The sequence below is a fragment of the Halomonas sp. YLB-10 genome (assembly GCF_003856855.1).
Classification (GTDB): Bacteria; Pseudomonadota; Gammaproteobacteria; order Pseudomonadales; family Halomonadaceae; genus Halomonas; species Halomonas litopenaei.
Window position 1 is genome coordinate 104921 of sequence record NZ_RRCU01000003.1, and the last position, 24687, is coordinate 129607.

23 protein-coding genes and 1 tRNA gene are annotated in these 24687 nt (G+C 66.3%); 18 read left to right on the forward strand and 6 right to left on the reverse strand.

Annotated features, from left to right (window positions below; genetic code table 11):
• Window positions 1–142 precede the first annotated feature (142 nt).
• The 7 genes from dsbD to purH all read left to right on the forward strand — a co-directional run bounded on the left by dsbD (window position 143) and on the right by purH (window position 8306).
• On the forward strand, window positions 143–2062 hold the full coding sequence (dsbD, locus tag EBB56_RS07840) for a protein-disulfide reductase DsbD (protein ID WP_260425309.1): 1920 nt from the start codon (window positions 143–145) through the stop codon (window positions 2060–2062).
• Between the two features lie 180 nt (window positions 2063–2242).
• Window positions 2243–2713: an acetyl-CoA carboxylase biotin carboxyl carrier protein gene (gene accB / locus EBB56_RS07845; RefSeq protein WP_045993976.1), complete on the forward strand. Its 471-nt coding sequence runs from the start codon at window positions 2243–2245 to the stop codon at window positions 2711–2713.
• Window positions 2714–2759: 46 nt separating this feature from the next.
• Window positions 2760–4100, forward strand: coding sequence for an acetyl-CoA carboxylase biotin carboxylase subunit (gene accC, locus EBB56_RS07850; protein WP_045993975.1), 1341 nt, complete (start codon window positions 2760–2762; stop codon window positions 4098–4100).
• Window positions 4101–4186: 86 nt separating this feature from the next.
• Window positions 4187–5104 carry a 50S ribosomal protein L11 methyltransferase gene (prmA, locus tag EBB56_RS07855; RefSeq protein ID WP_108132870.1) on the forward strand — a complete coding sequence of 306 codons (918 nt, stop codon included), beginning with the start codon at window positions 4187–4189 and terminating at the stop codon, window positions 5102–5104.
• Window positions 5105–5250: 146 nt separating this feature from the next.
• Window positions 5251–6318: a tRNA dihydrouridine synthase DusB gene (dusB, locus tag EBB56_RS07860; protein WP_083970531.1), complete on the forward strand. Its 1068-nt coding sequence runs from the start codon at window positions 5251–5253 to the stop codon at window positions 6316–6318.
• Window positions 6315–6647, forward strand: coding sequence for a DNA-binding transcriptional regulator Fis (gene fis / locus EBB56_RS07865; RefSeq protein WP_045993973.1), 333 nt, complete (start codon window positions 6315–6317; stop codon window positions 6645–6647). Before dusB ends, fis begins: the two co-directional genes overlap by 4 nt.
• Before the next feature lie 78 nt (window positions 6648–6725).
• Window positions 6726–8306: a bifunctional phosphoribosylaminoimidazolecarboxamide formyltransferase/IMP cyclohydrolase gene (purH, locus tag EBB56_RS07870; RefSeq protein WP_124803742.1), complete on the forward strand. Its 1581-nt coding sequence runs from the start codon at window positions 6726–6728 to the stop codon at window positions 8304–8306.
• Window positions 8307–8510: 204 nt separating this feature from the next.
• Here the strand turns inward: purH and EBB56_RS07875 are convergent, their stop codons facing one another.
• The 3 genes from EBB56_RS07875 to folE all read right to left on the reverse strand — a co-directional run bounded on the left by EBB56_RS07875 (window position 8511) and on the right by folE (window position 11163).
• Entirely contained in the window at window positions 8511–9971 is a 1461-nt protein-coding gene (locus EBB56_RS07875; protein WP_045993971.1) for an NAD-dependent succinate-semialdehyde dehydrogenase, read from the reverse strand.
• A 129-nt stretch (window positions 9972–10100) separates the two neighbouring features.
• The gene (gene folX / locus EBB56_RS07880; protein ID WP_045993970.1) at window positions 10101–10520 is read right to left on the reverse strand and encodes a dihydroneopterin triphosphate 2'-epimerase; all 420 of its coding nucleotides are present in this window, start codon (window positions 10518–10520) and stop codon (window positions 10101–10103) included.
• A gap of 85 nt (window positions 10521–10605) precedes the next feature.
• The gene (gene folE, locus EBB56_RS07885; RefSeq protein ID WP_045993969.1) at window positions 10606–11163 is read right to left on the reverse strand and encodes a GTP cyclohydrolase I FolE; all 558 of its coding nucleotides are present in this window, start codon (window positions 11161–11163) and stop codon (window positions 10606–10608) included.
• Between the two features lie 445 nt (window positions 11164–11608).
• On the opposite strand from folE, the gene EBB56_RS07890 reads away from it, so the two are divergent.
• Window positions 11609–12190, forward strand: a complete 582-nt coding sequence (locus EBB56_RS07890; protein WP_124803744.1) for a hypothetical protein — start codon at window positions 11609–11611, stop codon at window positions 12188–12190.
• A gap of 46 nt (window positions 12191–12236) precedes the next feature.
• Here the strand turns inward: EBB56_RS07890 and EBB56_RS07895 are convergent, their stop codons facing one another.
• The gene (locus tag EBB56_RS07895) at window positions 12237–13229 is read right to left on the reverse strand and encodes a serine/threonine protein kinase (protein ID WP_124803746.1); all 993 of its coding nucleotides are present in this window, start codon (window positions 13227–13229) and stop codon (window positions 12237–12239) included.
• A gap of 51 nt (window positions 13230–13280) precedes the next feature.
• Window positions 13281–14093 (reverse strand): ComF family protein, encoded by an 813-nt coding sequence (locus EBB56_RS07900; RefSeq protein WP_124803748.1) that lies wholly within the window; start codon window positions 14091–14093, stop codon window positions 13281–13283.
• A 60-nt stretch (window positions 14094–14153) separates the two neighbouring features.
• Between EBB56_RS07900 and bioB the strand changes: the two genes are divergently transcribed.
• The 10 genes from bioB to EBB56_RS07950 all read left to right on the forward strand — a co-directional run bounded on the left by bioB (window position 14154) and on the right by EBB56_RS07950 (window position 23893).
• Window positions 14154–15248: a biotin synthase BioB gene (bioB, locus tag EBB56_RS07905; protein ID WP_045993967.1), complete on the forward strand. Its 1095-nt coding sequence runs from the start codon at window positions 14154–14156 to the stop codon at window positions 15246–15248.
• Window positions 15249–15311: 63 nt separating this feature from the next.
• Window positions 15312–16484 (forward strand): 8-amino-7-oxononanoate synthase, encoded by a 1173-nt coding sequence (gene bioF / locus EBB56_RS07910; protein ID WP_124803750.1) that lies wholly within the window; start codon window positions 15312–15314, stop codon window positions 16482–16484.
• Complete coding sequence (locus tag EBB56_RS07915) at window positions 16481–17404, forward strand: alpha/beta fold hydrolase (RefSeq protein ID WP_124803752.1); 924 nt, start codon at window positions 16481–16483, stop codon at window positions 17402–17404. Before bioF ends, EBB56_RS07915 begins: the two co-directional genes overlap by 4 nt.
• Entirely contained in the window at window positions 17401–18276 is an 876-nt protein-coding gene (gene bioC, locus EBB56_RS07920; protein ID WP_124803754.1) for a malonyl-ACP O-methyltransferase BioC, read from the forward strand. Before EBB56_RS07915 ends, bioC begins: the two co-directional genes overlap by 4 nt.
• Before the next feature lie 84 nt (window positions 18277–18360).
• Window positions 18361–19053 carry a dethiobiotin synthase gene (gene bioD / locus EBB56_RS07925; RefSeq protein WP_124803756.1) on the forward strand — a complete coding sequence of 231 codons (693 nt, stop codon included), beginning with the start codon at window positions 18361–18363 and terminating at the stop codon, window positions 19051–19053.
• 150 nt (window positions 19054–19203) lie between these two features.
• Window positions 19204–19288: transfer RNA gene (locus EBB56_RS07930), tRNA-Leu, on the forward strand.
• A 253-nt stretch (window positions 19289–19541) separates the two neighbouring features.
• Window positions 19542–19946: a DUF3302 domain-containing protein gene (locus tag EBB56_RS22325; RefSeq protein WP_108448990.1), complete on the forward strand. Its 405-nt coding sequence runs from the start codon at window positions 19542–19544 to the stop codon at window positions 19944–19946.
• The gene (locus EBB56_RS07940; RefSeq protein ID WP_108132881.1) at window positions 19946–21073 is read left to right on the forward strand and encodes an HlyD family secretion protein; all 1128 of its coding nucleotides are present in this window, start codon (window positions 19946–19948) and stop codon (window positions 21071–21073) included. The genes EBB56_RS22325 and EBB56_RS07940 overlap by 1 nt, the downstream gene beginning before the upstream one ends.
• 154 nt (window positions 21074–21227) lie before the next feature.
• The gene (locus tag EBB56_RS07945; RefSeq protein WP_124803758.1) at window positions 21228–21953 is read left to right on the forward strand and encodes a hypothetical protein; all 726 of its coding nucleotides are present in this window, start codon (window positions 21228–21230) and stop codon (window positions 21951–21953) included.
• A 353-nt stretch (window positions 21954–22306) separates the two neighbouring features.
• Window positions 22307–23893, forward strand: a complete 1587-nt coding sequence (locus tag EBB56_RS07950; RefSeq protein ID WP_045993062.1) for an SLC13 family permease — start codon at window positions 22307–22309, stop codon at window positions 23891–23893.
• Window positions 23894–23940: 47 nt separating this feature from the next.
• Here EBB56_RS07950 and EBB56_RS07955 read toward each other — a convergent pair whose 3' ends face one another.
• Entirely contained in the window at window positions 23941–24540 is a 600-nt protein-coding gene (locus EBB56_RS07955) for an HD domain-containing protein (RefSeq protein ID WP_260425310.1), read from the reverse strand.
• Window positions 24541–24687 lie beyond the last annotated feature (147 nt).

A 24687-nucleotide genomic window follows, 5' to 3' on the forward strand; every position in this document is an offset into this window, starting at 1 on the left:
AATACGCTTGCATCTGATCATAGCGCAGGGTCCGCGGGAACCCCGCCCCGCTTCCACGGTCACACAGTGGGGTCTGACACGGCAGGCGAATCCCGCCACGCCTTGCCCCGTCTTCCACACCCATCGTCAACAAGGATTCGACGTGTTCTTCGCCACACGCCTCTTGCTGTTCGTCTGTCTGCTGCTGTCCCCCTGGGTGGCCCAGGCCCAGTTCTTTTCCTCGTCGTCGAGCAGCGCCGAGTTTCTGCCGGTGAACGAGGCCTTTACCGCCAGCGCCTGGCACGACGGCGATCGGCTCTATATCGGCATGCAGAATGCCGACGGCTACTATCTCTATCGTCACCGCTTCTCGTTGGAACTGCCAGGCGAACCGGACGCCCTGGGTGAGCTGTCGCTACCGCCCGGGGAGGCCAAGACCGACGAATTTCTCGGCGACGTCAACGTCTTCTACGATCAGGTGGTGTTCAGTGCCCCGCTGGCCGACACCCGTCAGGGGCCACTGGACATCGCCCTGACGTTCCAGGGCTGCGCCGACGCCGGTCTGTGCTACCCCCCGGAACGCCTTGAGCTGGCCGCCGCCCAGAGTGAGCCCCCCGCCGCCTTTGCCGACGCTCTGGAGGACGGCCAGACGGCCAACGACAACACAGCCCAGGCTACCGCAGCGGACCTCGCCGGACAGCCGCCCACGAGCCAGCAAGCGGGCAGCCTCCCTACCGCCTCTGTCGATGCAGCTCCGCTCAGCGAAGACGGCCGCTTCCGCGCCCTGATGCAGGACGCCAGCCTGCCGTTGATGCTCGGACTGTTCTTTGTGGCCGGCCTCGGGCTGACCTTTACCCCCTGCGTGCTGCCGATGATTCCGATCCTGTCGTCGATCATCGTCGGTCAGAACCCCAGCCGCCCCCGCGCCTTTGCGCTCTCGGCAAGCTACGTCGCCGGCATGGCCGCCACCTACGCCCTGGTCGGCGTCCTGATGGGTCTGTTCGGCGCGGGGCTCAACCTTCAGGCGCGGCTGCAGTCGGCCCCGGTACTGATCGTGTTCGCCGCCCTCTTCACCCTGTTCGCACTGGCCATGTTCGGGGTCTTCAATCTACGTCTGTCCTCGGGGCTCGGCTCACGCATCGATGCCTGGCAAGCACGCGCCCAGCGCAGCGGCCCCCTGGGTCTGGCGCTGGCCGGCGCGCTGTCGGTGCTGGTTGTCTCGCCCTGCGTGTCGGCACCGCTGGCCGGCGCCCTGGTATTCATTTCCTCCACCGGTGACGCCGTCATCGGTGGCGCGGCGCTGCTGGCCCTGGCGCTGGGTATGGGCGTCCCGCTGTTACTGGTCGGCGGCTTCGGCACCACCCTGCTGCCTCGCTCGGGCGCCTGGATGAACGGGGTCAAGATCGCCTTCGGTGTGCTGCTGCTGGGCGTCGCCGTCTGGCTGATCGAACGCCTGATCCCGGCCCCGGTCACCCTGCTCTTGTGGGCGGGCCTGGCCATCGGCACGGCGCTGGCCCTCGGCGCCCTCGATCTGGCGAGTACACCGGGCTGGCCGCGGGTCCGCCAGGGCGCCGGTATCGTGCTGCTGGTGTGGGGCATCGCACTGGTCATCGGCGCCGCCCGTGGCGGTGGCGATCCCCTTCGCCCCCTGGCCGCCGGCCCCATGAGCGCGACGAGCAGCTCTATCGAGGCGGCCCATCCCGATCGCATCGTCGAGAGCCTGGGCCAGCTTCAGGCGGCCCTGGCCGAGTCCACGACCCCCGCCTTCGTCAACGTCACCGCCGAATGGTGCATTTCCTGCAAGGTGATGGAGCGCGAGGTGTTTCCCGACCCCCGGGTACGCGAGGCCCTCGCCGGCTTCCGCTGGATCGACGTCGATGTGACCGACACCAACGCCGTGAGTCGTGAGGTGCTCGACCATCTGGGTCTGTTCGGCCCACCGAGTCTTCTGTTCTTCGACGGGGACCAGGAGCTTCGTCAGGCACGTATCCAGGGCGAACTCGACGCCGCTGCCCTGGCCGGCCATATCGCCGCAGTCAGCCGCGCCCTCGACGGCGCCCAGGCGGCTACCACCAGCGGGTGAAGGTGACAGCGAACAGCGTTCGGCCTCGCTGGACAACCTTCGCAATTTTCGGCAAACTCCGCACTACTCTGAATTCTGACACGATAGAGACGCCAAGAGCCGCCATCTTGCCGCGATCTCTAACGACTTGGACCGGGTTTACAGCGCCCGGTAGACACTTCACACGATCGAGACAACGTCATGGATATTCGTAAGGTCAAGAAGCTGATTGAACTGCTGGAAGAGTCCAACATCAGCGAAATCGAGATCCAGGAAGGTGAAGAATCGGTCCGCATCAGCCGTCATCCGCAGGGTGGCAGCTGGCAGCCGGCACCCGCCGCCCAACCCTGGGGCGCACCCGCTGCACCGGCGGCCGCACCTGCCCAGGCCCCGGCCGAAGCTCCCGCACCCAGCGCCGACAGCGGCCCGAGCTACCAGGGCCAGGCCGTGGTCTCGCCGATGGTCGGCACCTTCTACCGCTCCCCGGCACCCGGCGCCAAGCCTTTCGTGGAAGTCGGCGCCAGCGTGCGCAAGGGTGACACCATCTGCATCGTCGAAGCGATGAAGATGATGAACCAGATCGAAGCCGATCGTGACGGCGTGATCGAGGCCTTCATGGTCGAGGACGGCGAGCCCGTCGAGTTCGACCAGCCCCTGGTTGTCATCTCCTGAGAAGACTTGCGTCTTCCCTGATCATTCACTTTCGGCGGACACCACCATGTTGGACAAGGTTCTTATCGCCAACCGCGGCGAGATCGCTCTTCGCATCCTGCGGGCCTGCAAGGAGCTCGGGATCAAGACGGTTGCGGTCCACTCCAAGGCCGACCGCGAACTGATGCACGTGCGGCTCGCCGATGAGGCGGTGTGCATCGGCCCCGCTTCCTCGGCCCAGTCCTACCTCAATATCCCCTCGCTGATCAGCGCGGCCGAGGTGACCGACGCCAGCGCCATCCACCCCGGCTACGGCTTCCTCTCCGAGAATGCCGACTTTGCCGAGCAGGTCGAGCGTTCCGGCTTCACCTTCATCGGCCCGCGCGCCGAGACCATTCGCCTGATGGGCGACAAGGTCAGCGCCATCGAAGCGATGAAGAAGGCCGGCGTGCCCACGGTGCCAGGCTCCGACGGGCCGCTGGGCGACGATGAAGGCGAGCTGCTGGCCACCGCCCGGCGCATCGGCTACCCGGTGATCATCAAGGCCGCCGCCGGCGGCGGCGGACGTGGCATGCGCGTGGTGCACACCGAAGCCCACCTGATCTCCGCGGTCACGGTAACCCGCACCGAGGCCCACTCGGCCTTCGGCGACGGCACCGTGTACATGGAGAAGTTCCTCGAGAAGCCGCGTCACGTCGAGGTTCAGGTGCTGGCCGACGGCCAGGGCAATGCCATCCACCTGTATGACCGCGACTGCTCGCTGCAGCGCCGCCACCAGAAGGTGCTGGAAGAAGCACCCGCGCCGGGCCTGGATCCGGACGCCCGCGCCAAGGTGCTGGAAGCCTGTCGCGAAGCCTGCGTGGAAATCGGCTATCGCGGCGCCGGCACCTTCGAGTTCCTCTACGAGGACGGTGAGTTCTTCTTCATCGAGATGAACACCCGCGTCCAGGTGGAGCACCCGGTCACCGAGATGGTCACCGGCGTGGATATCGTGCGCGAGCAGCTGCGCATCGCCTCCGGCCTGCCGCTGTCGATCCGCCAGGAAGATGTCGAGCTCAACGGCCACGCCTTCGAGTGCCGCATCAACGCCGAGGATCCTCGCACCTTCATGCCTTCTCCGGGCAAGGTCACGCTGTACCATCCTCCGGGCGGTCTCGGCGTGCGCATGGACTCCCACCTGTACACCGGCTACACGGTGCCGCCCCACTACGACTCGCTGATCGGCAAGCTGATCACCTGGGGCGCCGACCGCGAGACCTCGCTGACGCGCATGCGCAACGCCCTGGACGAGCTGCTGGTGGAAGGCATCAAGACCAACACCGACCTGCACAAGGACCTGGTGCGCGACGGCTACTTCCAGCAGGGTGGCGTCAATATTCACTACCTCGAGAAGAAGCTCGCGCAGTAGCACGGCGGCTTTGCACCAAGAGCGTGACAACGGGGCGGCCCAGGCCGCCCCGTTGACGTTGCACCAGACCGAAGAGGAATACCGCCATGCCCTGGCTTCAACTCAAGGCCGAGGTCCCACCACAGCAGGCGGAACTGCTGGAGGAACTGCTGCTGGCCGAAGGCGCCACCGCGATCACCCTGCAGGACGCCCACGACGATCCGGTGTTCGAGCCGGACCGGGGCACCACCCCACTGTGGGACCAGACCATTCTCACCGGTCTCTACGATGACCTCGACGGTCTGGCGGACATGCTCGAGCGGCTGTCTGCCGCCTGGGCCGAATCCCTGCCCGGCGAGCCCTGCCCGGTCATCGAGCACGAGCTGATCGATGACCGCGACTGGGAGCGCGAGTGGATGGACAGCTTCGAGCCCCTGCGCATGGGTCAGCGACTGTGGATCGTGCCGAGCTGGCACCAGCCGCCCGAGGATGACGCGGTCAATCTGCATCTGGACCCGGGCCTGGCCTTCGGTACCGGCACCCACCCCACCACCGCACTGTGTCTCGAGTGGCTCGATGGGCTGGCGCTCGACGGCGAACTCGACGGCATCGAACTGCTCGACGTCGGCTGTGGCTCCGGCATCCTTGCCATCGCCGCACTCAAGCTGGGTGCCGCCCGAGCCATCGGCACCGACATCGACCCGCAGGCGCTCAGCGCCAGTCGTGACAACGCCGAGCGCAACGCCATCGACGAGTCGCGCCTGACGTTGCGCTACCCGGAGCAGATGGGCGAGGAGCGCTTCACCCTGGTGGTGGCCAATATCCTGGCCGGCCCGCTGGTGGAACTGGCCCCGACCATCGCCGGCCATGTCGCCGACGGTGGTCGCCTGGCGCTGTCTGGCATCCTCGAGGCCCAGGCCGACGAGGTGATCGACGCCTACCGCCACGAGGGACTTTTCATGGACGAGCCGGAAGTCCGTGAAGGCTGGGTGCGGCTTAGCGGCCGGCGCCCCACCAAGGACTGAACATCGCGCCACGAGAGGCTGTCACCGGGCAGCCTTTCGCATTAAAACGTCTCGAACACGCCTTCACCAACGGTGCTTCGAGGCGTATGATATGCAGCCCCGGAACGACGGCAGCTCCCATGTCAGACCACGATCCCAGATCCCCCATGGTGCAACAGCAAGATTCAGGCATCACCACCTGCATTGGCCCGCATCAGCTGGCCGGCCCGGTGATCCTTGCGCCCATGGCCGGGGTCACCGACCGCCCCTTCCGCGCGCTCTGTCGTCGCCTGGGCGCGGGACTGGTGGTGGGCGAGATGGTCACCTCCGATCCCAGCCTGTGGCACACCCGCAAGTCGCGCCTGCGCATGGACCACCGGGGCGAACCCGGTCCCAGGGCGGTGCAGATCGCCGGCGGCGACGCCGAGATGCTGGCCACCGCCGCCCGCCTCAACGCCGAACAGGGCGCCGAGATCATCGACATCAACATGGGCTGTCCGGCCAAGAAGGTCTGCAACAAGGCCGCGGGCTCTGCCCTGCTGCGGGACGAGGCGCTGGTGGCGGAGATCCTCGATGCGGTGGTGGCCGCCGTCGACGTGCCGGTGACCCTGAAGATCCGCACCGGCTGGTGCGCCGAGTCCAACAACGCGGTGCGCATCGCCCGGCTGGCGGAAGATGCCGGCATCCAGGCGCTGGCCGTCCACGGCCGTCATCGCCAGCAACGCTATCAGGGCGAAGCCGAGTACGAGACCATCGCCGAGGTAGCATCAAGGGTCAGCATCCCGGTCTTTGCCAACGGCGATATCACGTCTCCCGAAAAGGCTCGGCGCGTACTCGACTATACTGGTGCGGATGCGGTTATGGTGGGTCGAGGCGCCCAGGGCAACCCCTGGATCTTCCGCGAGATCAGCCACTATCTGCGCCATGGCGAAATCCTGCCGGCGCCTTCCGACGCGGAACGACGCGACGTCCTCGGCTCTCACCTCGATGCCCTGCACGCCTTCTACGGTGACCATATGGGCGTGCGCATCGCGCGCAAGCATCTGGGTTGGTACCTGTCCAGCGATCGACGCCTCGACGACGATGGCCGTCGCCAGCTCAAGGCCACCTTCAACGGCCTGACCTCGACCCAGGCCCAGCGCGACTTTATCGACGAACTCTTTCGTCACGACCCCGCCAGCGCCCCCGAGCGCGTGGCCAGGGCCGTGGCACACCATGGAACCCGTGCCGCATGACCAGCCAGCAACCCATCGACCAGTCGGTGTCCGCCTCCAAACTCGACACCTCTCAGCGTGGCCTCGACGGCCTGGCACCCTCCGCACCGCAGGCCAGTGACGAACGTCCCCTGCGCGAGGCCGTGTTCGCCGCCATGGAACGCTACTTCGACCATCTCGACGGCGGCACCGTCACCGACCTCCACGCCATGGTGATGGCCGAGGTCGAGGCGCCTCTGCTGTCGTCGGTGCTCGTCTACACCAACGGCAACCAGACCCGTGCCGCAGAGATGCTCGGACTCAACCGTGGCACCCTGCGCAAGAAGCTCAAGCACTACGAACTGATCTGACCCGACCCCAAGGGAGCCCACGGCTCCCTTTTCTGCGCCAAGGCGCCCTTCGCTTCCCTTCGCAACAGAGACATCTCCATGGCCCAGCCCTCCTCTCTCGCCGTTCGTCGCGCCCTGATCAGCGTGTCGGACAAGACCGGTATCGTCGACCTCGCCCGCGCCCTCGCCGACATGGGCGTCGAATTGCTGTCCACCGGCGGCACCTACCGCCTGCTGGCCGACAACGCCATCGCCGTCACCGAGGTGTCCGAGCACACCGGGTTTCCCGAGATCATGGATGGCCGTGTCAAGACCCTGCACCCCAGGATCCACGGCGGCATCCTCGGGCGTCGCGGCCAGGACGACGAGGTCATGGCCGAGCATGACATCGCGCCCATCGACATGGTGGTGGTCAACCTCTACCCCTTTGCCGCCACCGTGGCGCGTCCTGACTGCAGCCTGGAAGACGCCATCGAGAACATCGACATCGGCGGCCCCACCATGGTGCGCGCCTGCGCCAAGAATCATGCCTACACCAGCATCGTGGTCAACGCCGACGACTACGACCGGGTGATCGCAGAGATGCGTGACAACGGCGGCGCGCTGGCCCAGGCCACCCGCTTCGACCTGGCGGTCAAGGCCTTTGAACACACCGCCGGCTACGACGGTGCCATCGCCGACTATCTTGGCCGTCGGGTCGAGGGCGCAGAGGACGGTTTCCCGCGCACCTACAACCTGCAGCTGACCAAGAAGCAGTCCATGCGTTACGGCGAGAACCCCCACCAGCAGGCGGCGTTCTACGTGGAAGAAGGCGCCAGCGAACCCAGCGTCTCCACCGCCGTCACCCTGCAGGGCAAGCCGCTGTCGTTCAACAACGTGGCCGACACCGACGCCGCGCTCGAGTGCGTCAAGAGCTTCGACGACACCGCCTGTGTCATCGTCAAGCACGCCAACCCCTGCGGCGTGGCCGTGGGCGAGAGCGCTCTTGCGGCCTACGACAAGGCCTTCGCCACCGATCCCACCAGCGCCTTTGGCGGCATCATCGCCTTCAACGTGCCGCTGGACGCCGACACCGCCCGCGCCATCATCGATCGTCAGTTCGTCGAGGTGATCATCGCCCCCGGGGTCAGCGACGAGGCCCAGGCCATCGTCGCCGAGAAGAAGAACGTGCGCCTGCTCGACGTCAGCGCCAACTGGCCCGGTCAGATGGCACCGGCCCACGACCTCAAGCGCGTCACCGGCGGTCTGCTGGTCCAGGACCGCGACCTGGGCACGGTCACCCGCGACGACCTGACAGTGGTCTCCGAGCGCGTGCCCTCGGAGCAGGAGATGCGTGACCTGGCCTTCGCCTGGAAGGTCGCCAAGTTCGTCAAGTCCAACGCCATCGTCTACGTCAAGGAAGGCCAGACCATCGGCGTCGGCGCCGGCCAGATGAGCCGTGTCTACTCGGCCCGCATCGCCGGCATCAAGGCCGCCGACGAAGGCCTCTCGGTGCCCGGCTCGGTGATGGCCAGCGACGCCTTCTTCCCCTTCCGTGACGGCATCGACGCCGCCGCCAGCGCCGGCATCACCGCGGTGATCCAGCCCGGCGGCTCCATGCGTGACCAGGAGGTCATCGACGCCGCCAACGAGGCCGGCATCGCCATGGTGTTTACCGGTATGCGCCACTTCCGCCACTGACGCGGTCGCGTGGCGGCACGGCGGGGCCCCAGGCCCCGCCGGTTCTGGCCCACCCAGGAGCCGCCCGCCAATCTACGCGCCAATCTAAGCGCCAATCTAAGCGCCAATCTACGACAAGGGCCCCGACGCATGCGTCGGGGCCCTTGTGTGTGTGCTATCGCTGAGCGCGCTGCCGCCACCTGCAGGATGGCGGCAGTCTGAGGCTTACTCGCCGAGGTCGATGCACAGGTACTTGGTCTCGAGGAACTCGGCCAGGCCCTGGTGCCCGCCTTCGCGACCGAGGCCGGAGGCCTTGACCCCACCGAAGGGCGCCGCGGCGTTGGAGATCAGGCCGGTATTGATGCCGACCATGCCGTACTCGAGGGCGTCGGCCACTCGCCACACCCGGCCCAGGTCCTTCGAGTAGAAGTAGGCCGCCAGACCGAACTCGGTGTCGTTGGCCAGTTCGATGGCGTCCTCCTCGTCATCGAAGGGGAATACCGCCGCCAGCGGACCGAAGGTCTCTTCCCGGGCCACCTTCATCTCGCTGGTGGCACCGCTGACCAGGGTCGGCGTGAAGTAGTTGCCACCCAGCGGATGGGGGTGGCCACCGATCCACAGCTCGGCACCCTTGTCTACCGCGTCCTGGACATGCTCGTTGACCTTGCCCACCGCCTTGTCGTCGATCAGCGGTCCGATGTTGACACCCTCGGTGGTGCCGTCGCCGACCGTCAGTTCGCTGTTCATGGCCACCGCCAGCTTCTCGCTGAAGGCGTTGATGACGCTGGACTGCACCAGGAAGCGATTGGTACACACGCAGGTCTGGCCGGCATTGCGGAACTTGGCAGCCATGGCGCCGTCCACCGCCGCGTCCAGATCGGCGTCCTCGAACACAATGAACGGTGCGTTGCCGCCAAGCTCCAGCGAGATCTTCTGGATATGCTGGGCCGCCTGGGACATCAGGGTACGCCCCACCTCGGTGGAACCGGTGAAGGTGATCTTGCGCACCACCGGCGATTCGGTCAGGGCCGCGGCGATCTCGCTGGCCGACCCCGGCACCACGTTGAACACCCCACGCGGTACCCCGGCGCGCTCGGCAAGCAGCGCAAGCGCGGTGGCCGACAGCGGGGTCTGACTGGCCGGCTTGACCACGATGGTGCAGCCTGCCGCCAGGGCCGCGCCAGCCTTGCGGGTGATCATGGCGGCGGGGAAGTTCCAGGGCGTGATGGCGCCGCAGACACCCACCGGCTGCTTGGTCACCACGATACGCTGGTTGGCCTTGGCCGCCGGAATGGTCTCACCGTAGACCCGGCGTCCTTCCTCGGCGAACCAGCGCAGGAAACTGGCGGCGTAGACGATCTCGCCGGCGGCTTCCTTGAGCGGCTTGCCCTGTTCGAGGGTCATGATGGTGGCCAGCTCGTCCTGATGTTCGAGCATCAGCTCGTACCACTTCATCAGGATGTCTGCCCGCTCCTGGGCCGTCAGCGCGCGCCAGGCCGGCAGGGCGGCGTCGGCCGCGTCGATCGCCGCCTCGGTCTCGGCGCGACCCAGACGAGGCACCTGGGCGATGGTCTCGCCACTGGCCGGATTGACGATGTCGATCTGCTCCCCGCTGTCGGCCGCCACCCAGCTTCCGTCGATATAGGCAAAGGGGCGAAACAGCGGCATGTCGTTAAGGGCTTTCATGAAGGCTCCTGGCTCGGGCTTGACGGAAAACTGCATTGACTGGCGACGACGCTTCAGCGACTGCGCGACGACGATATAGCTTTCATGCTAAGCGTTCCGCTGGCCGATCGCCAACTCGAAGCCGTCGCCTCAACTCACCGAATCCTGATCCCGCGGCGCCCTCGAGGCCGACAGCGTGATCGATACCGAGTCGGCAAAGCGCAGCGCATGGGGCTTGTCGATCTCCACCTGGGTGGTCAGCACCTGCTCGTGACTCATGATCAGGTCCAGCACTTCGCGGGTCATCCGCTCCAGCAGCTGAAAGCGGTTCTCCTCCACCAGCGCGATCACCTGCTTGGTGATGGTGCGGTAGTTGAGCGCCTGTTCGATATGATTGAACGCCACCGCCTTGTCGGCGCGGTAGCGGATCACCGCATTGATCACCACGTCCTGGCGATTGAGGATCTCCTCCTCCTTGATGCCGATGAAGGTCCTCAACCGCAGGTTCTTGATGCGGATGGTGGCAAGGTCGTGATCCAGGTGCTGGTCACCCAGTACATGCAGGGACATGGCCCCTCCCGTGCGTCATGCTTGAAAGCGGTAAACGAAAAGCATCGGCTTCAGCGCTTCGTGCGGCGGCCGTAGAACCGGCTCCTCAGCGGCTGTTGACCAACGTCAGGAACTCCTGACGGGTGCTCGGCTTCTCGCGGAAGGCCCCCAGCATCACCGAGGACGTCATGCTGGAATTCTGCTTTTCGACCCCTCGCATCATCATGCACAGGTGTCGCGCCTCCACCACCACGGCCACGCCCCGGGCATCGGTGACCTGCAGCACGGCATCGGCGATCTGACGGGTCAGATTCTCCTGGATCTGCATGCGGCGGGCGTACATGTCGACGATCCGGGCAAACTTGGACAGTCCCAGCACCTTGCCGTTGGGCAGGTAGGCGATATGGCACTTGCCGATGAAGGGCAGCAAGTGATGCTCGCACATGGAGTACAGCTCGATGTCCTTGACCAACACCATCTCGTCGGTCTCGGACGAAAACACCGCACCATTGACGATCTCTTCCAGCGACTGGGTGTAGCCGCGGTTGAGAAACTGCATGGCCTTGGCAGCACGCTTGGGCGTATCCACCAACCCTTCTCGCTCCGGGTCTTCGCCCAGTTCCTCAATGATGTGTCGATAGTGATTGGCGAGTTCGTCAGTCATGATCCAGCCCTTCAGGGGAGTCGTCGGCTCGGGCGAACACCAGGCGGCCCGCCTGGCTCCACAAAACCTGTACAAAGAATTTTTGAAGTATAGCTTTTGCATTGCGTGAGCGATAGTCTACCGCAGCGTGTCGCCTTCCGCAGTTCGCCTGGCGTTTTTGCCCAACGTCCCCCCCCATCATTGGCGAGAAATCGGCGCGACACCCGAGCTTGCCACAGCCCGCGGCAAAAGCCCGTTGCCAACGCCTATTGGGAGATTGCCGCCACCGTCGCGACGAGGTACGTGACAGAGTGTCGCGCAACGAGAGCGATAGCTGTCCACCCGACAGCCCTGTGCTATCGTCATCAGGTTGTCCATGTGCCAGGCGACACTGTCGGTGGCATGCCTCCATGCAGCTACCCGTCCTGTTGCCCGCATTTCGCCAGCCATATCGCGAGAATCGCCAATGCCTGCCCTTCGCCGCCTGCTTGCCCGGCCCAGCACGCCCCTCGTCGCCATTCTGACCTTCAGCGCCCTGACCAGCATGACGCCCGCTATGGCGGACAGCCTGGAGCTACCCGCCCAGGCACGCATCAACGTCAGCATTATCGAAGGCATCGACCTCGACTCCGCCGGACAGCGGCTCGATGATGTCATGCTCAAGCCCGCCGCCGATGCCGAGGGACGCACCGACCTGCCCCACTACTGCGTGCTGGTCGGCGACGCCAAGCGCGATGGCCAACGCCTGCGTATCACCACCGAGGCCCTCACCTGCGTCGAGACCGATGGCGGCGAAAGCCACATCTACTCCGGCGAACTCATCGCCGGCGCCTATGACGAGGATGGCCAGTTCGGCATCGCCGCCTGCGATGACGGCGGCTGCCGCCTGGACGCCGACCGCGTGTTTCAGCTGGAACTGACCGAACCGCTGGCCATCGAGCAGATGCCCAATCCGTCTGCGCAGCTTAACGCCGAACGTCGTGGCGAAGACGCCGACACCGAAACCAAGCAGGCCACCCCGTCGAGCCAGACCACTCCGTCCGAGTAGCGGCACCTATGGCGGACAGCACACGGCGTCCGCCAGACCCCATCTGTCAGCCACCCGCCAGCCAGCGCTCGGAATCCGCCAGGGCCAGGCGTTGATGCTCCAGCTGGCGGATGTGCTCGTCCCAGTAGCCGGCGTCGGCGACCCAGGGAAACGCCCGGGGAAAGGCCGGATCGTTCCAGCGCGCCACCACCCAGGCGCTATGGCGCATCAACCTCAAGGCGCGAAGCGGTTCGATCAGGGCGAGCTGCTGGCGATCGAAATCGATCACCTGCTCGTAGCCCTCGATCACCTCCGATAGCTGCATCGCCCTTTCCTCCGGCCCCTGGGCGGTGAACAGCATCCACAGGTCCTGTACCGCCGGCGCCATCATCGCGTCGTCGAAATCGACCAGCGCAAAGCGATCCTCCCGCCCCAGCATATTGCCGATGTGGCAGTCGCCGTGAACCCTCTGCATGGGTGCGCTGACACCCGCGGGTGGTGCCAGCGCCTCGATCAACTGCTGCGAGATGCGCTCGTAGGCCTTGCGCTGACGCTCGCTCAACCAGGGACTCTCGAGTACCGTGCGACGAGCCTGCTCGGCCATGGCGCGGGGCTCCTGCCGACAGCGATGGGCGAACTCGCCGCGCCGGCCCACCTCGTGGACGCGTCCTATCAGCTCACCCAGGGCGAACAGATGGTCGGGGTTCTCGAGCTCAGGCGCCTGGCCGGGCAGGTGGGGAAACAGCGCCACGCGGTAGCCCCCCGCCCGGTGCAGACTCTCGCCAGCGTCGTTGCGCCAGGGGGCCGCCACCGGCACCCCGGCATCGTCGAGCTCACGCAGGAAGGCGTGCTCCTCGCCGATGGCCTCATCGCTCAACCGATCAGGGCGGTAGAACTTGGCCACCCAACGCTTGCGGTCATCGTCCTGGACCAGATAGACGCGGTTCTCGTAGCTGTTGAGCGCAAAGGGCTCGCCGGGCAGCCACAAGCCCAGTGATTCGATCGCCTCCACCACGCGCTGCGGAGAAAGTTCACTGAAGGGCGTGGGGGTCGTGGTCATGGGGGCTCCGGGTAAAAGCACAAATATCAAACGAGGCGAGAGGCGCCGAGCTTAACAGAGCCAGGGTGGCGGCGTCCTCGCCAGCGCCCAGGCGTCCACCCGGCGCGCCCCCGCCCGGCGACAGGCCTGCGCCAGCCGCTCAAGGGTGGCCCCGGTGGTCATGACGTCATCGACCAGCGCCACGTGCCGAGGCAGCCCTGACGCGATACCAAACATGCCCGACGCGATGCGACGACGGGCCCGCGAACCGAGCTCATGCTGGGGGCGATCATCGCGACGCCGCCAGGCCCTCCTCACCGGCACGCCGAGCCGACGCCCCAGCTCGCAGGCCAGCCACTGGCCCTGATCGAAGCCAAAGCGCCTGGCCCTCGCGGGATGACGCGGCACCCCGATCAGAGCGTCAGGCACGCCATTCTCGCCCACGAGCGATGCCTCGAGAAACAGTGCGACCAGCAACTGGGCGCTGGGCAGATGGGCCTCGGCCTTGAAGCGCTGGACGAGACGTCTGATCTCGTCGCGGTAGATCAGCGGCGTCCGCACCTCATGGAAGCTTAAGGGCTCCACCAGGCAGCGACCGCACAGGCGTTCACCCGCCGGACGCCGCCAGCGGTGCTCGGGCAAGGGTTCGCCACAGCCCTCGCAGGGACAACGATTGAGGTCAAGCCCTCGGCGGCAGGGATCACACAGCAGGACGGACACAGGACCCGGCGCAGCAATCGCCGCGAGCCCCGATCTTGACCCTTCTCCTGACCCTGGCCCTGGCCCTGGCGCCAGGGTCGCCAGGCAGAACAGGCAGCGATCCGCCATCAGTTTCGCCACGCCATGGTCAACCTTGCCGATCAGGCAGGTTGACAGCTTCGCCATACCACTTATCCTTGTCGTCAACCAATCCGATTTTAAAAAGTTGACCATAGCGAGACACCCATGTCTGCCGACTCGACGTCCACAGTTTCCACCCTAGCCGCCGATGCCGCCCCCCGTCACGACTGGACGCTCGATGAGATCGAAGCGCTGTTCGCCCTGCCCTTCAATGATCTGCTGTTCAAGGCCCAGTGCGTCCACCGCCAGCACTTCGATGCCAACGCCGTTCAAGTCTCGACCCTGTTGTCGATCAAGACCGGCGCCTGCCCCGAGGACTGCAAGTACTGTCCTCAGTCTGGCCACTACAACACCGGCCTGGACAAGGAGAAGCTGCTCGAGATCGAAAAGGTGGTGGAGCAGGCTAAGTCCGCACTCGATGCCGGTGCCAGCCGTTTCTGCATGGGCGCCGCCTGGCGCAGCCCGCGCCAGCGGGATCTCGAGGTGGTCATCGAAATGGTGAAAAGGGTCAAGGCGCTGGGGCTCGAGACCTGCATGACCCTTGGCATGGTCGACGAAGCCCAGGCCCACCAGCTGGCCGACGCCGGCCTCGACTACTACAACCACAATCTGGATACCTCGCCTGAGTACTACGGCGAGATCATTACCACGCGCAGCTACGCCGATCGCCTCGACACCCTGGGCAATGTGCGCCAGGCCGGCATGAAGATCTGCTCCGGCGGCATCCTCGGCATGGGCGAGACCGCTCGCGATCGCGCGGGGCTGCTCAGGCAGCTGGCCAACCTGTCACCGCACCCGGAGTCGGTACCGATCAACATGCTGGTCAAGGTCCCCGGCACGCCCCTGGAGGACGTCGAGGACCTGGACCCCATCGAGTACCTGCGCGCCATCGCGGTGGCCCGCATCATGATGCCGAAGAGCCACGTGCGACTGTCCGCCGGGCGGGAGCAAATGGACGAGTCGACCCAGGCACTGGCCTTCATGGCCGGCGCCAACTCGATCTTCTACGGCGACACCCTGCTGACCACCGGCAACCCACAGGTCGAGCGTGACCGCGCGCTGTTCGACAAGCTTGGCCTGCATCCGGAACGTCGCGACACCTGTGCCAGTGACGACGAACGCGAACAGGTCCTGGCCCGGCAGATCGAGCGCCAGGCCAGGGAAGCCAGCAGCGCCCAGTTCTATGACGCTGCGGTCTAGCCCCATGTGCGCCCGCTGCCAGCCCTGCGCTAGTGCGGTGCGTCCCCGCCGGGAGCCCACTCCATGAGCGCAGACTGGCATTCCCACCTGCGCCAGAGTGCCCAGGCACGCCACGAGGCGCATCGCTGGCGCCAGCGCCGTGTCCATCGGCAGGAGGCGCAGCGACTCGACATGGCCGGCAATGACTATCTCGGTCTGGCCGCTGACCCGCGTCTGGCCGAGGCCGCCGCCGATGGTGCGCGGCGCTTCGGCGCCGGGGCCCGTGCCTCACATCTGGTCACCGGACACAGCACGGTGCACGAGGCACTCGAAGAAGCCCTGGCACGCCTCACCGGACGCCCCCGGGCGCTGCTGTTCTCCACCGGCTACATGGCCAACCTGGGGGTGATACAGGCGCTCTGTGACAGCGGCGTGCATCTTCTGCAGGACCGGCTGAATCACGCCTCCCTGATCGACGGTGCCCGGCTGTCCGGCGCCCGCTCACGGCGCTATCACCACAACGACCTTGATGACCTGGCGCGCCTGCTGGATCGGGCCCCGGACGCCAGCCGCCGCCTGGTCATCAGCGACGGGGTCTTCAGCATGGACGGGGACTGCGCCGACATCGACGGCCTGGCCGAACTCAGCCGGCGCCACGGCGCCTGGCTGATGATCGACGATGCTCATGGCATCGGCGTGCTGGGCGAAAACGGCGACGGTAGCGTCGGGCGACGACTCGGCTGCGAGCGGGTCCCCGTGCTGGTCGGCACCCTGGGCAAGGCGCTCGGCACCGCCGGTGCCTTCGTCGCCGGCGATGACGCCCTGATCGAGCATCTGATCCAGTTCGCCCGCCCTTACATCTACACCACCGCCCTGCCCCCGCCGGTGGCGGCGGCGACGCTACAGTCTCTCGAGATAGTGGCCAGCGAACCCGAGCGTCGCCGCCATCTCGATGGGCTGATCGCGCGATTCCGCCGCGAGGCCACCAGCCTGAAGCTGCCGCTGATGGCGTCGGCCACCCCCATCCAGCCGATCCTGCTCGGCGATGAGCAGCGCACCCTGGACTGGGCCAGGACCCTCGAGGACGCTGGCATCCGGGTGGGTGCCATTCGCCCGCCGACGGTCCCCGCCGGTGCCTCGAGGCTGCGTGTCACCCTGAGCGCCGCCCATGACGACCACGACATCGACCGTCTGCTCGAGGCGCTCTTGACGTGCCAGAAGCAGGAGTCGGCCACCTGCGCAGGGGCATCCCGATGATCCGGCTGGTACTGCTGTCCGGTTGGGCCATCGACGCCAGAATCTGGTCACCGCTGGCGAGCCATTGGGGGACCTCGGTGACGGTGGAGGCCATCGACTGGCCCGGCATGGGCGGCAGGCCCGCGCTTGCAGACGCAGGTGCCTCGGACGCAGACGCCTCAGACGCAGACACGGGGCTTTTCCAGCAGCAGGCACACCCGTCCTCTGGCCTTCAGGCGCTGGCGAAGGCCATGGGCCCTTCCCTGTCGTCCCGCGACGGCGAGCCGGTCATCTGGGTGGGCTGGTCGCTCGGTGCGTTGCAGGCCGCCGCGCTGACCCGGCACCTGCCCGCCCCCGATGGCCTGGTGCTGCTCGGCATGGGCCCGACCTTCTGTCACCCGAACGGGGTGACAACGACGGCGCTGGCTGATTTTCGCGCAGCCTTCCGCCGCGACCCGACCAGGGCCAGAGAGCATTTCCTGCGCTGGCAGCTGTCCGGCGAGCCCACGCCCCGTGACGCCCTGCGCCGGCTGCGCAGCCTGCTGACGCCTGACATCGGCGCCGATCACGCCACCCTGGAGCAGGGCCTCGCCACCCTGGCAGGCGCCGATATCGGTGACCTGCTTGGCGGCGTGCCAGGCCATGTCTCAGGCCAAGCGCCGGATAATGCAACTCCCGTCCCCGTCACGTCCCTGTGCGGTGCCACGGACCCCCTGCTGGCCCCTGCCGTACGCGCGGCCATGGACGAGCGGATCGAAGGCGCCGGACACTGCCCGATGCTGAGCCAGCCGGCCCGTCTGGCCGAGGCGATTCAGCGACACGCCTTGCGCATGCTAGATGAAGGAAAGGCACCCACCAGCCGTCGCGGGGCTCACTATGGTGACCGCGCAGCTATCGATGCCGACCGCGAAGTCCAGGGGTTTGACGAGGTGACGCCATGAACGCTCCGCTTGTGCAGCGCCAGCTCGAGCCCGCACGCTCCAGCGACACCGCCACGCCGGCCCAGGCTGGCGTCTCCGTAGCGCCCGATGCCACACCCGGTGACTGGCAGCGACGGGTCGCCCGGGCGTTCTCGCGGGCGGCCCCGCGCTACCGAGAACTGGCACGCGCCCAGATGGCAATGGCCGAGACGCTGTGGCCCCACCTGCCAGATCACGCCGAACGGATCCTCGATCTGGGTTGCGGGCCCGGCGACCTGACCCGGGGAGTAGCCCAGCGCTACCCTGACGCCAGCGTGCTGGGGCTGGATCTGTCCGCGGCGATGCTGGCACAGGCTCGCCAAGAGGCATCACCTCATCCGCGTGCCACGGCGTGCGCCTGGGTCTGCGCCGACGCCCAGGCGCTGCCGCTGGCCGATGCCAGTCTCGACCTGGCGATATCCAATCTGGCCATCCAGTGGTGTCCCGACCTGGAGCAGGTGCTGGCGGAACTCCATCGCGTCCTGGCACCTGGGGGACGGGCGGTACTCAACACCCTGCTGCCCGGCACCCTGGCAGAGATCGGCCAGGTCTGGCGTCAACCGGGCAAGGCCAGTGGAGTGCTGGACTTCGCAAGCCTGGACGACCACCGGCGCGCGGTGCTTTCCCGCCGCTGGGCCGCCACCGCCTTCGAGCAACGTGCCGAGCGCTTCTACTACCCGGACCTGGACGCCGTGATGGCCTCGGTCAAGGGCGTCGGCGCCCAGGTCGCCCGTCCCGGCGCCCGGCTGAGCCGTCAGGATATAAGACAGGCGCGGGCCCGCTACGAACACCTGCGCAGACCCGAAGGACTACCGGTGACCTACCAGCGGCTGACGTTGATTCTCGATCGCTGACGCCTGACCACCGCGCCCCTGAGTAAGGTGCCCCATCGTCGTTTCACCGCCACCAAACTTGCAGCACAGGATCCCGCACTCGCCATGCCAAGCTACTTTGTGACCGGCACCGACACCGACGCCGGCAAGACCCTGGCAAGCTCCGGCCTGCTGGCCCTGGCACGCCGCCAGGGCCAGACCACCCTCGGCCTCAAACCGATCGCCTCGGGGTGTGAGTCCACCGCCGAGGGCCTGCGCAATATCGACGCCCTGACCCTGCAGGCCCAGAGCGTGCCGTCTGTACCCTATGACGACATCAATCCCTTCGCCTTCGCGCCCCCCATCGCGCCACACCTGGCGGCTCGCTATGCCGGCGTGGACCTGTCCCTCGACAGGCTCTGCCACACGCTGGGGGGAAGCCTTGAGCTCCCCCGTGATCTGATCCTGGTCGAGGGAGCCGGCGGTTATCGGGTCCCGCTCAACGACCAGGAGGACCTGGCGGGGCTCGCCACACGCCTTCAGCTTCCGGTGATCCTGGTGGTGGGACTGAAACTCGGCTGCCTGAACCACGCCCTGCTGACCGCCGAAGCCCTCAAGGCAGATGGCGTCACTTGCGCCGGCTGGATCGGCAACCTTGTCGATCCCGGCTTCGCCGAAGATGAAACCCTCTACCGGGACAACCTCGATCACCTGAAAGCCAGACTGCCGGGGCCCTGCCTCGGCATCATTCCTCGCCTCGATGGCAGCGACCATCGGGCACTGGCCGATCAAGCCGCCGATCATCTTTCGCTGCCATAGCTCGACCTCACAAGCCTCAGCCCCGCCCCCGAGCCGCTCGCAGCGTCCGGGCGGATAGCGGGGCCCTGACTCGATCGAAGCGAGCGCACCTCACGGAAGTGTTTGACTTGCCAGGCCGGCAACGTAAAATATGCCCCGCCTACCCCGCGTGCGGATGTGGTGGAATTGGTAGACACGCTAGATTTAGGTTCTAGTGCCTTAGCGCGTGGGAGTTCGAGTCTCCCCATCCGCACCATCTTTTCGGACCCGTCGAGCGAGCACACTTCATTCGACCGCAGGTCCAGCATTCTTCTTGACCTTTCTCCTGTCGGCTCGGCCCCTGGCCCTAGCTTCGATACGCCCTAGCCTCGACACGCCCTTGTGTCCCGTTGACGCCGCCTAAGCATCCGTTGGCTTTGTCTGGGCTCGATCCTGCTATCGTTACATGCATGTTCCATGATTGAAATCGACCTCGCACGTTGCGCAGGTCCGCGAAAAAAGGTCATTGCATGCTGAACTACTTTGCCCTCGGCATCCTGTGCTTCGTGGTGTTGACCCTGTTCTACGGTGTCATCGTCATCCACGACATCCCCTACGGTATCGCCAAGAAGCGCGACCATCCGCACCAGGACGCGATCCACGTCGCCGGCTGGGTCAGCCTGTTCACCCTGCATGTGCTGTGGCCCTTCCTGTGGATCTGGGCCACCCTCTACCGGCCGGATCGCGGCTGGGGCTTCAAGCAGATCGAGGAAGAACAGGCGAGAGAGCGCAGCGAGATTGACGAGTTACGCCTCGAACTCGACCACCTGCGCCAGCGGCTCGACGCCCAGGAGGCCTCAGCGCCGTCGCTCAAGGCCGAGCAACCGGCTCGCGCCCAATCTACGTCCGGCAATACCCAGGGAGGTCAGGACTGATGGATCTGCTTATCGTGCTGACCTATGCGGCGCTGTGTATCGCCGTGTTCAAGATCTTCCGCATCCCGCTCAACAAGTGGACGGTCCCCACTGCGGTACTCGGCGGCATCATCGTGGTCGCGACCCTGGTGCTGCTGATGAACTACAACCATCCCTTTACCCGCCAGGTTCGCCAGGCCTACGCGGTGACGCCGCTGGTATCCGAGGTCCGGGCCCGGGTCAGCTCCGTCGAGGTCGACCCCAACACCCTGGTCGAGGCCGGTACCCCGCTGTTCATCCTGGACGCCACCCAGTTCGAGTCCCGGGTAGAGCGGCTGACGGCGGAGCTCGAAGACGCCCTGCGCAATTCCGACAGTCGCAGCGCCGGCGTTGCCGAGGCCGAGGCCAACCTGGTGGCGGCCCAGGCCGATAGAGATCAGGCCAGTCGGACCCTGGCACGTTATCAGGCCGCCTCCTCGGCCTTCAGCCGTCAGCAGATCGACGAAGCCTCCCAGAACGCCCAGACCGCGGCTGCACGTGTCGCCCAGGCCGAGGCCGCCCTCGAGCGGGCCCGCGCCGAACAGCGCCCCGACGGCGATGACGAGGACCCGCTGGTCGTCGCCAAGCGCGCCCAACTGGCCGAGGCACAATATGATCTGCAAAACACGGTCATCCGCGCACCCACGGACGGCTTTCTGACACAGCTCGCGGTGCGCCCGGGAATGATGGCGGTACCGTTGCCGCTGAAGCCACTGGGGGTCTTCGTGCATGACGAACCCGGCCGCTTTACCGGCGCCTTCCGCCAGCAGGCGCTCAACCGCATCCAGCCAGGCGACGAGGCCGAACTGACCTTCACCGCCCTGCCGGGCCAGGTGTTCGCCGCCGAAGTCATCGAGGTGCTGCCGGCCATCGCCGAGTCCCAGGTCGCCGCCGGTGATCGACTGCTGGGCGCCGACGCCTTCGCCAGGACCGACGCCCCGGCGCTGGTGACCCTGAAGCTCGCCCCGGGCCAGGATATGCCGGACATGCCGCTGGGCATCGGCGCCCAGGCAGCGGTCTACACCGAGCACTTTCACCACGTCGCCATCATGCGCAAGGTGCTGTTGCGCATGCTCGGCTGGCAGCACTATGTCTACATCGACCACTGAGTCGACAGGCGTTTCGCCGACGCTGACCCGCTGCTAGGCTGGCCCCAGTCAGGTTCGCCCATCGTGGCGAACCAGGGAGCGACAGACAGCGCCCAGCCTTTCCCGGTGTGCCCGACAAAAGGCACCTCCGGGAGGCTGGGGGCGGGGGGCAAGGATGCACAGCAGGAAGGAATCAACGCGCACCAATACCTGGGTGGCACTGGTGATCGTCATCGCCAGCGCCGCTCTGAGCTACTGGCTGCTGGACAGTCGCGACGACGTCAATGGGGGTGCAGCGGTATCGCTGTTCTCGTTGGGTCTCGTCAGCGCGCTGGTGATCGGCTATTCCCGTTCGGTCAGTCAGATCAACGCCCTCGGCGCCCAGGTCAAGTTCAACCGCCTGAGCCAGGAAGCCGACGCCACGCGCAAATCGCTGGAGCGCGACCGCCTTCATCTCTACCGCATGCTGATACCCCTGACGCTGAAGCACCCCGAAGACGAACACGCCATCCACGGCGTCGATCCCCGTGTACCGGCACTGCTGGAACTTGACGACAAGGTCGCTACCGAAGGCCTTCAGGCCGACCTGTCACAGGACCTCGCCCGCGCCCTCCATCGTCTGCTGCATAGCCAGTACCACCGCATCCTGGAACTGCTGCCGCAGGACGCCTCCCTGCCTGCCTCGCAACGGACATCATCGGGCCACGACTTTACACCCGCCCAGCTTGGCGAGCTGCTGGATCGGGCCGAAGCCTGTCTCGAGCGCCAAGGCGAGGCGTCGACGTCCAATGACGACAGACAGCGGCTTCACAACAATGTTCGCGTCAGCCGCCGCCTGCTGGCCAGTTACCATCGGCTCGATGACGTCACCCCAAAGGCCCCTTTCGACGCCATTGTCTGAGGTCCGCAGACAGCCTCTCGCTTCTCGTCTCTCACCTCTCGTCTTTAGTCTCTCGCCCCGTCTTTCGTCTTTCGTCTTTCGTCTTTCGTCTTTCGTCTTTCGTCTTTCGTCTTTCGTCTTTCGTCTTTCGTCTTTCGTCTTTCGTCTTTCGTCTTTCGTCTTTCGCTTCTCGCCTCTCGCCTCTCGCCACCCGGTCCCCGCCCGAGAGGATGACCGATCAGGCTGTGCCGGTTCGCTCCATCCTGTTCGCCGACGTCGGCCCTCAAACTCGGCGTCCCTGGCCCTCGTCTACGCTGAGATGGCGGTACATCACCGCAGTGTCACATCCATCTTCGCGATCGGCGGGAGGCCCCATGGCAGAGTCACTTACACAACAACAGGACGTTGACAGCGACAGCGGCGGACGCTCGCCTCGGCTGATCTGGTCGTTGCGCGCCTTCGGGCTGGCCGGTGCGGCCATGGTCTGGGTGGCCCTTGGGGGTGCCGAGTCGATGTCGCCAGATGCCCGCTGGGTGGCCGCCATCGGCACCCTGATGGCGATCTGGTGGATGACCGAGGCGATTCCGCTGTCGGTCACCTCGCTGCTGCCCATCGTATTGATTCCCATGCTGACCGAACGCTCGGTGTCCGAGGCCACCGCTCCCTACGCCAGCTCCATCGTGTTTCTGTTTCTCGGTGGCTTCCTGATCGCCATCGCCATGGAAAAGTGGCAACTGCACCGGCGTATCGCCCTGACCACCCTGCATCGCGTCGGGGTCGAACCTCGTCGTATCGTGCTCGGCATGATGCTGGCCACCGGTTTTCTGTCCATGTGGGTGTCCAACACCGCCACCACCCTGATGATGCTGCCGATTGCGCTTTCGGTGCTGACCCTGGTGGTGGAACGCTCGAGCTCACAGGACAGTGACGCAGTCGGAGAAGACCTGCACAAGGGCGGCCGCGTCTCGGACATCATCAAGGATGACAACATCCGCAGCTTCGGTGTCTGCCTGGTACTGGCCATCGCCTGGTCGGCGTCCATGGGCGGGCTCGGCACCCTGCTGGGTTCTCCCCCCAACGCCATCGTCGCCGGCTACGCCGCCGATGAACTGGGGCGGGACATCGGGTTCCTGCAGTGGATGATGGTCGGTCTGCCCCTGGCGCTGACCTTTATCCTGATCGGCTGGGTACTCATGACCCGGGTGCTCTATCGCTTCAAGCTCGATGAGATTCCCGGCGGCAAGGCGATGATCGAAGACCAGCTCGATCACCTGGGACCGCTCGGCCAGGGCGAACGCATGGTGATGTTCGTGTTCGCCGGCGCGGCCTTTCTGTGGGTGGTGCCGGGGCTGATCGCCAGCCTGCCGCTGATCGGCGACTGGTTTTCGTTCCTTGACGCCTTGAATGACACCGCCATCGCCATCGGCGCCGGTATCGTGCTGTTTTTCCTGCCGGGCAACGCCAAGGGCGACATGGTGCTGGACTGGCAGGACGCCGAGGATGGCCTGCCCTGGGGCGTACTGCTGCTGTTCGGCGGCGGTCTGTCGCTGGCCAGCGCGGTGGCGGCGTCAGGGCTCGACGGCTGGTTCGGCGAGCAGGTCAGCGCGCTGGGAGCGCTGCCGATGGTGGCGCTGGTGGTGGCGGTGACTACCATCGTGCTGTTTCTTACCGAGATCACCTCCAACACTGCCACCGCCGCGACCTTCATCCCGGTGCTGGGCGGGGTCGCCGTCGGCATTGGCGCCGACGCCATGACGCTGCTGATACCTGCCGCCTTCGCCGCGACCTGCGCCTTCATGCTGCCGGTGGGCACGCCGCCCAATGCCATCGTGTTCGGCTCCGGCGCCGTCACCATCTCGCAGATGGCCCGTGGCGGGATCGTGCTCAACGTGATCGGCGTCGCCCTGATCACCCTGTTCTGCTACGTACTCGGGGGGCTGGCCCTGGGTCTGCGTTTCTAGGCCGGTCCGAAAGGGCTCGGATTGAAGGGCGGGATAAACCAGGAGCCTCACCTGCCGGTGGGGCTCTCTCCCGGTTGTCGGCGCTGTCGAAGACGGGCCTCGGCCTGCTCAAGCACTTCCCAGGCCAAGCGACGAAGGCCGGCCTCCCCCTCGGTCATGGCCTCGAGCAGGGCTCGCTTTTCCTTCAGGTAGAGGCGTGCAAATCCCGGGTCATGCTCGACGATAGAGCCGGTGTTGTGGATCAAGTCGGCGTACTTGATGGTCTGGGCGCGGGCGCCGGCCTGTGCCAGACGCTCCAGCGCCAAGCGCTTGCGCACGGCGCGGTTACCCACCTCAGGCCCTTCGAGATCGCTTAGCGCCAACACCAGCGCGGTCACCTCTTCCCCGAAGTTGTCGCCCAGTGTCTGGGCCGTCACCTGGGTGTCCTCCAGTACATCGTGCAACCAGGCGGCGGCAACCATGGCGGGGTCGCCGGGGCAGTGGCGGCTGACCAGCGCGGCCACAGCGGCCGGATGCTCGATGTAGGGGGTGTCCAGGTACTTGCGCCGCTGACCGATGGCGCCGTGAGCCGCCGTGGCGAAGAGCCGCGCCGCCTCCACGGTGTCGATGCCCGAGATCTCGATTGCGTCGCTGGAGGGTGTGTCCACGCTGTCGCTCCCGTGTCGTGTCTTTATCGTGCGCCCCGGTCGGGCCCATTGCCGGTCCAGCACCTTTTGCTGATTGAGGCCTCGGCCGCCGCGGCTTAGGCTGTCAGACCCGACCCCAAGACGCCACCAGGCGCTCCCCTGACCGAC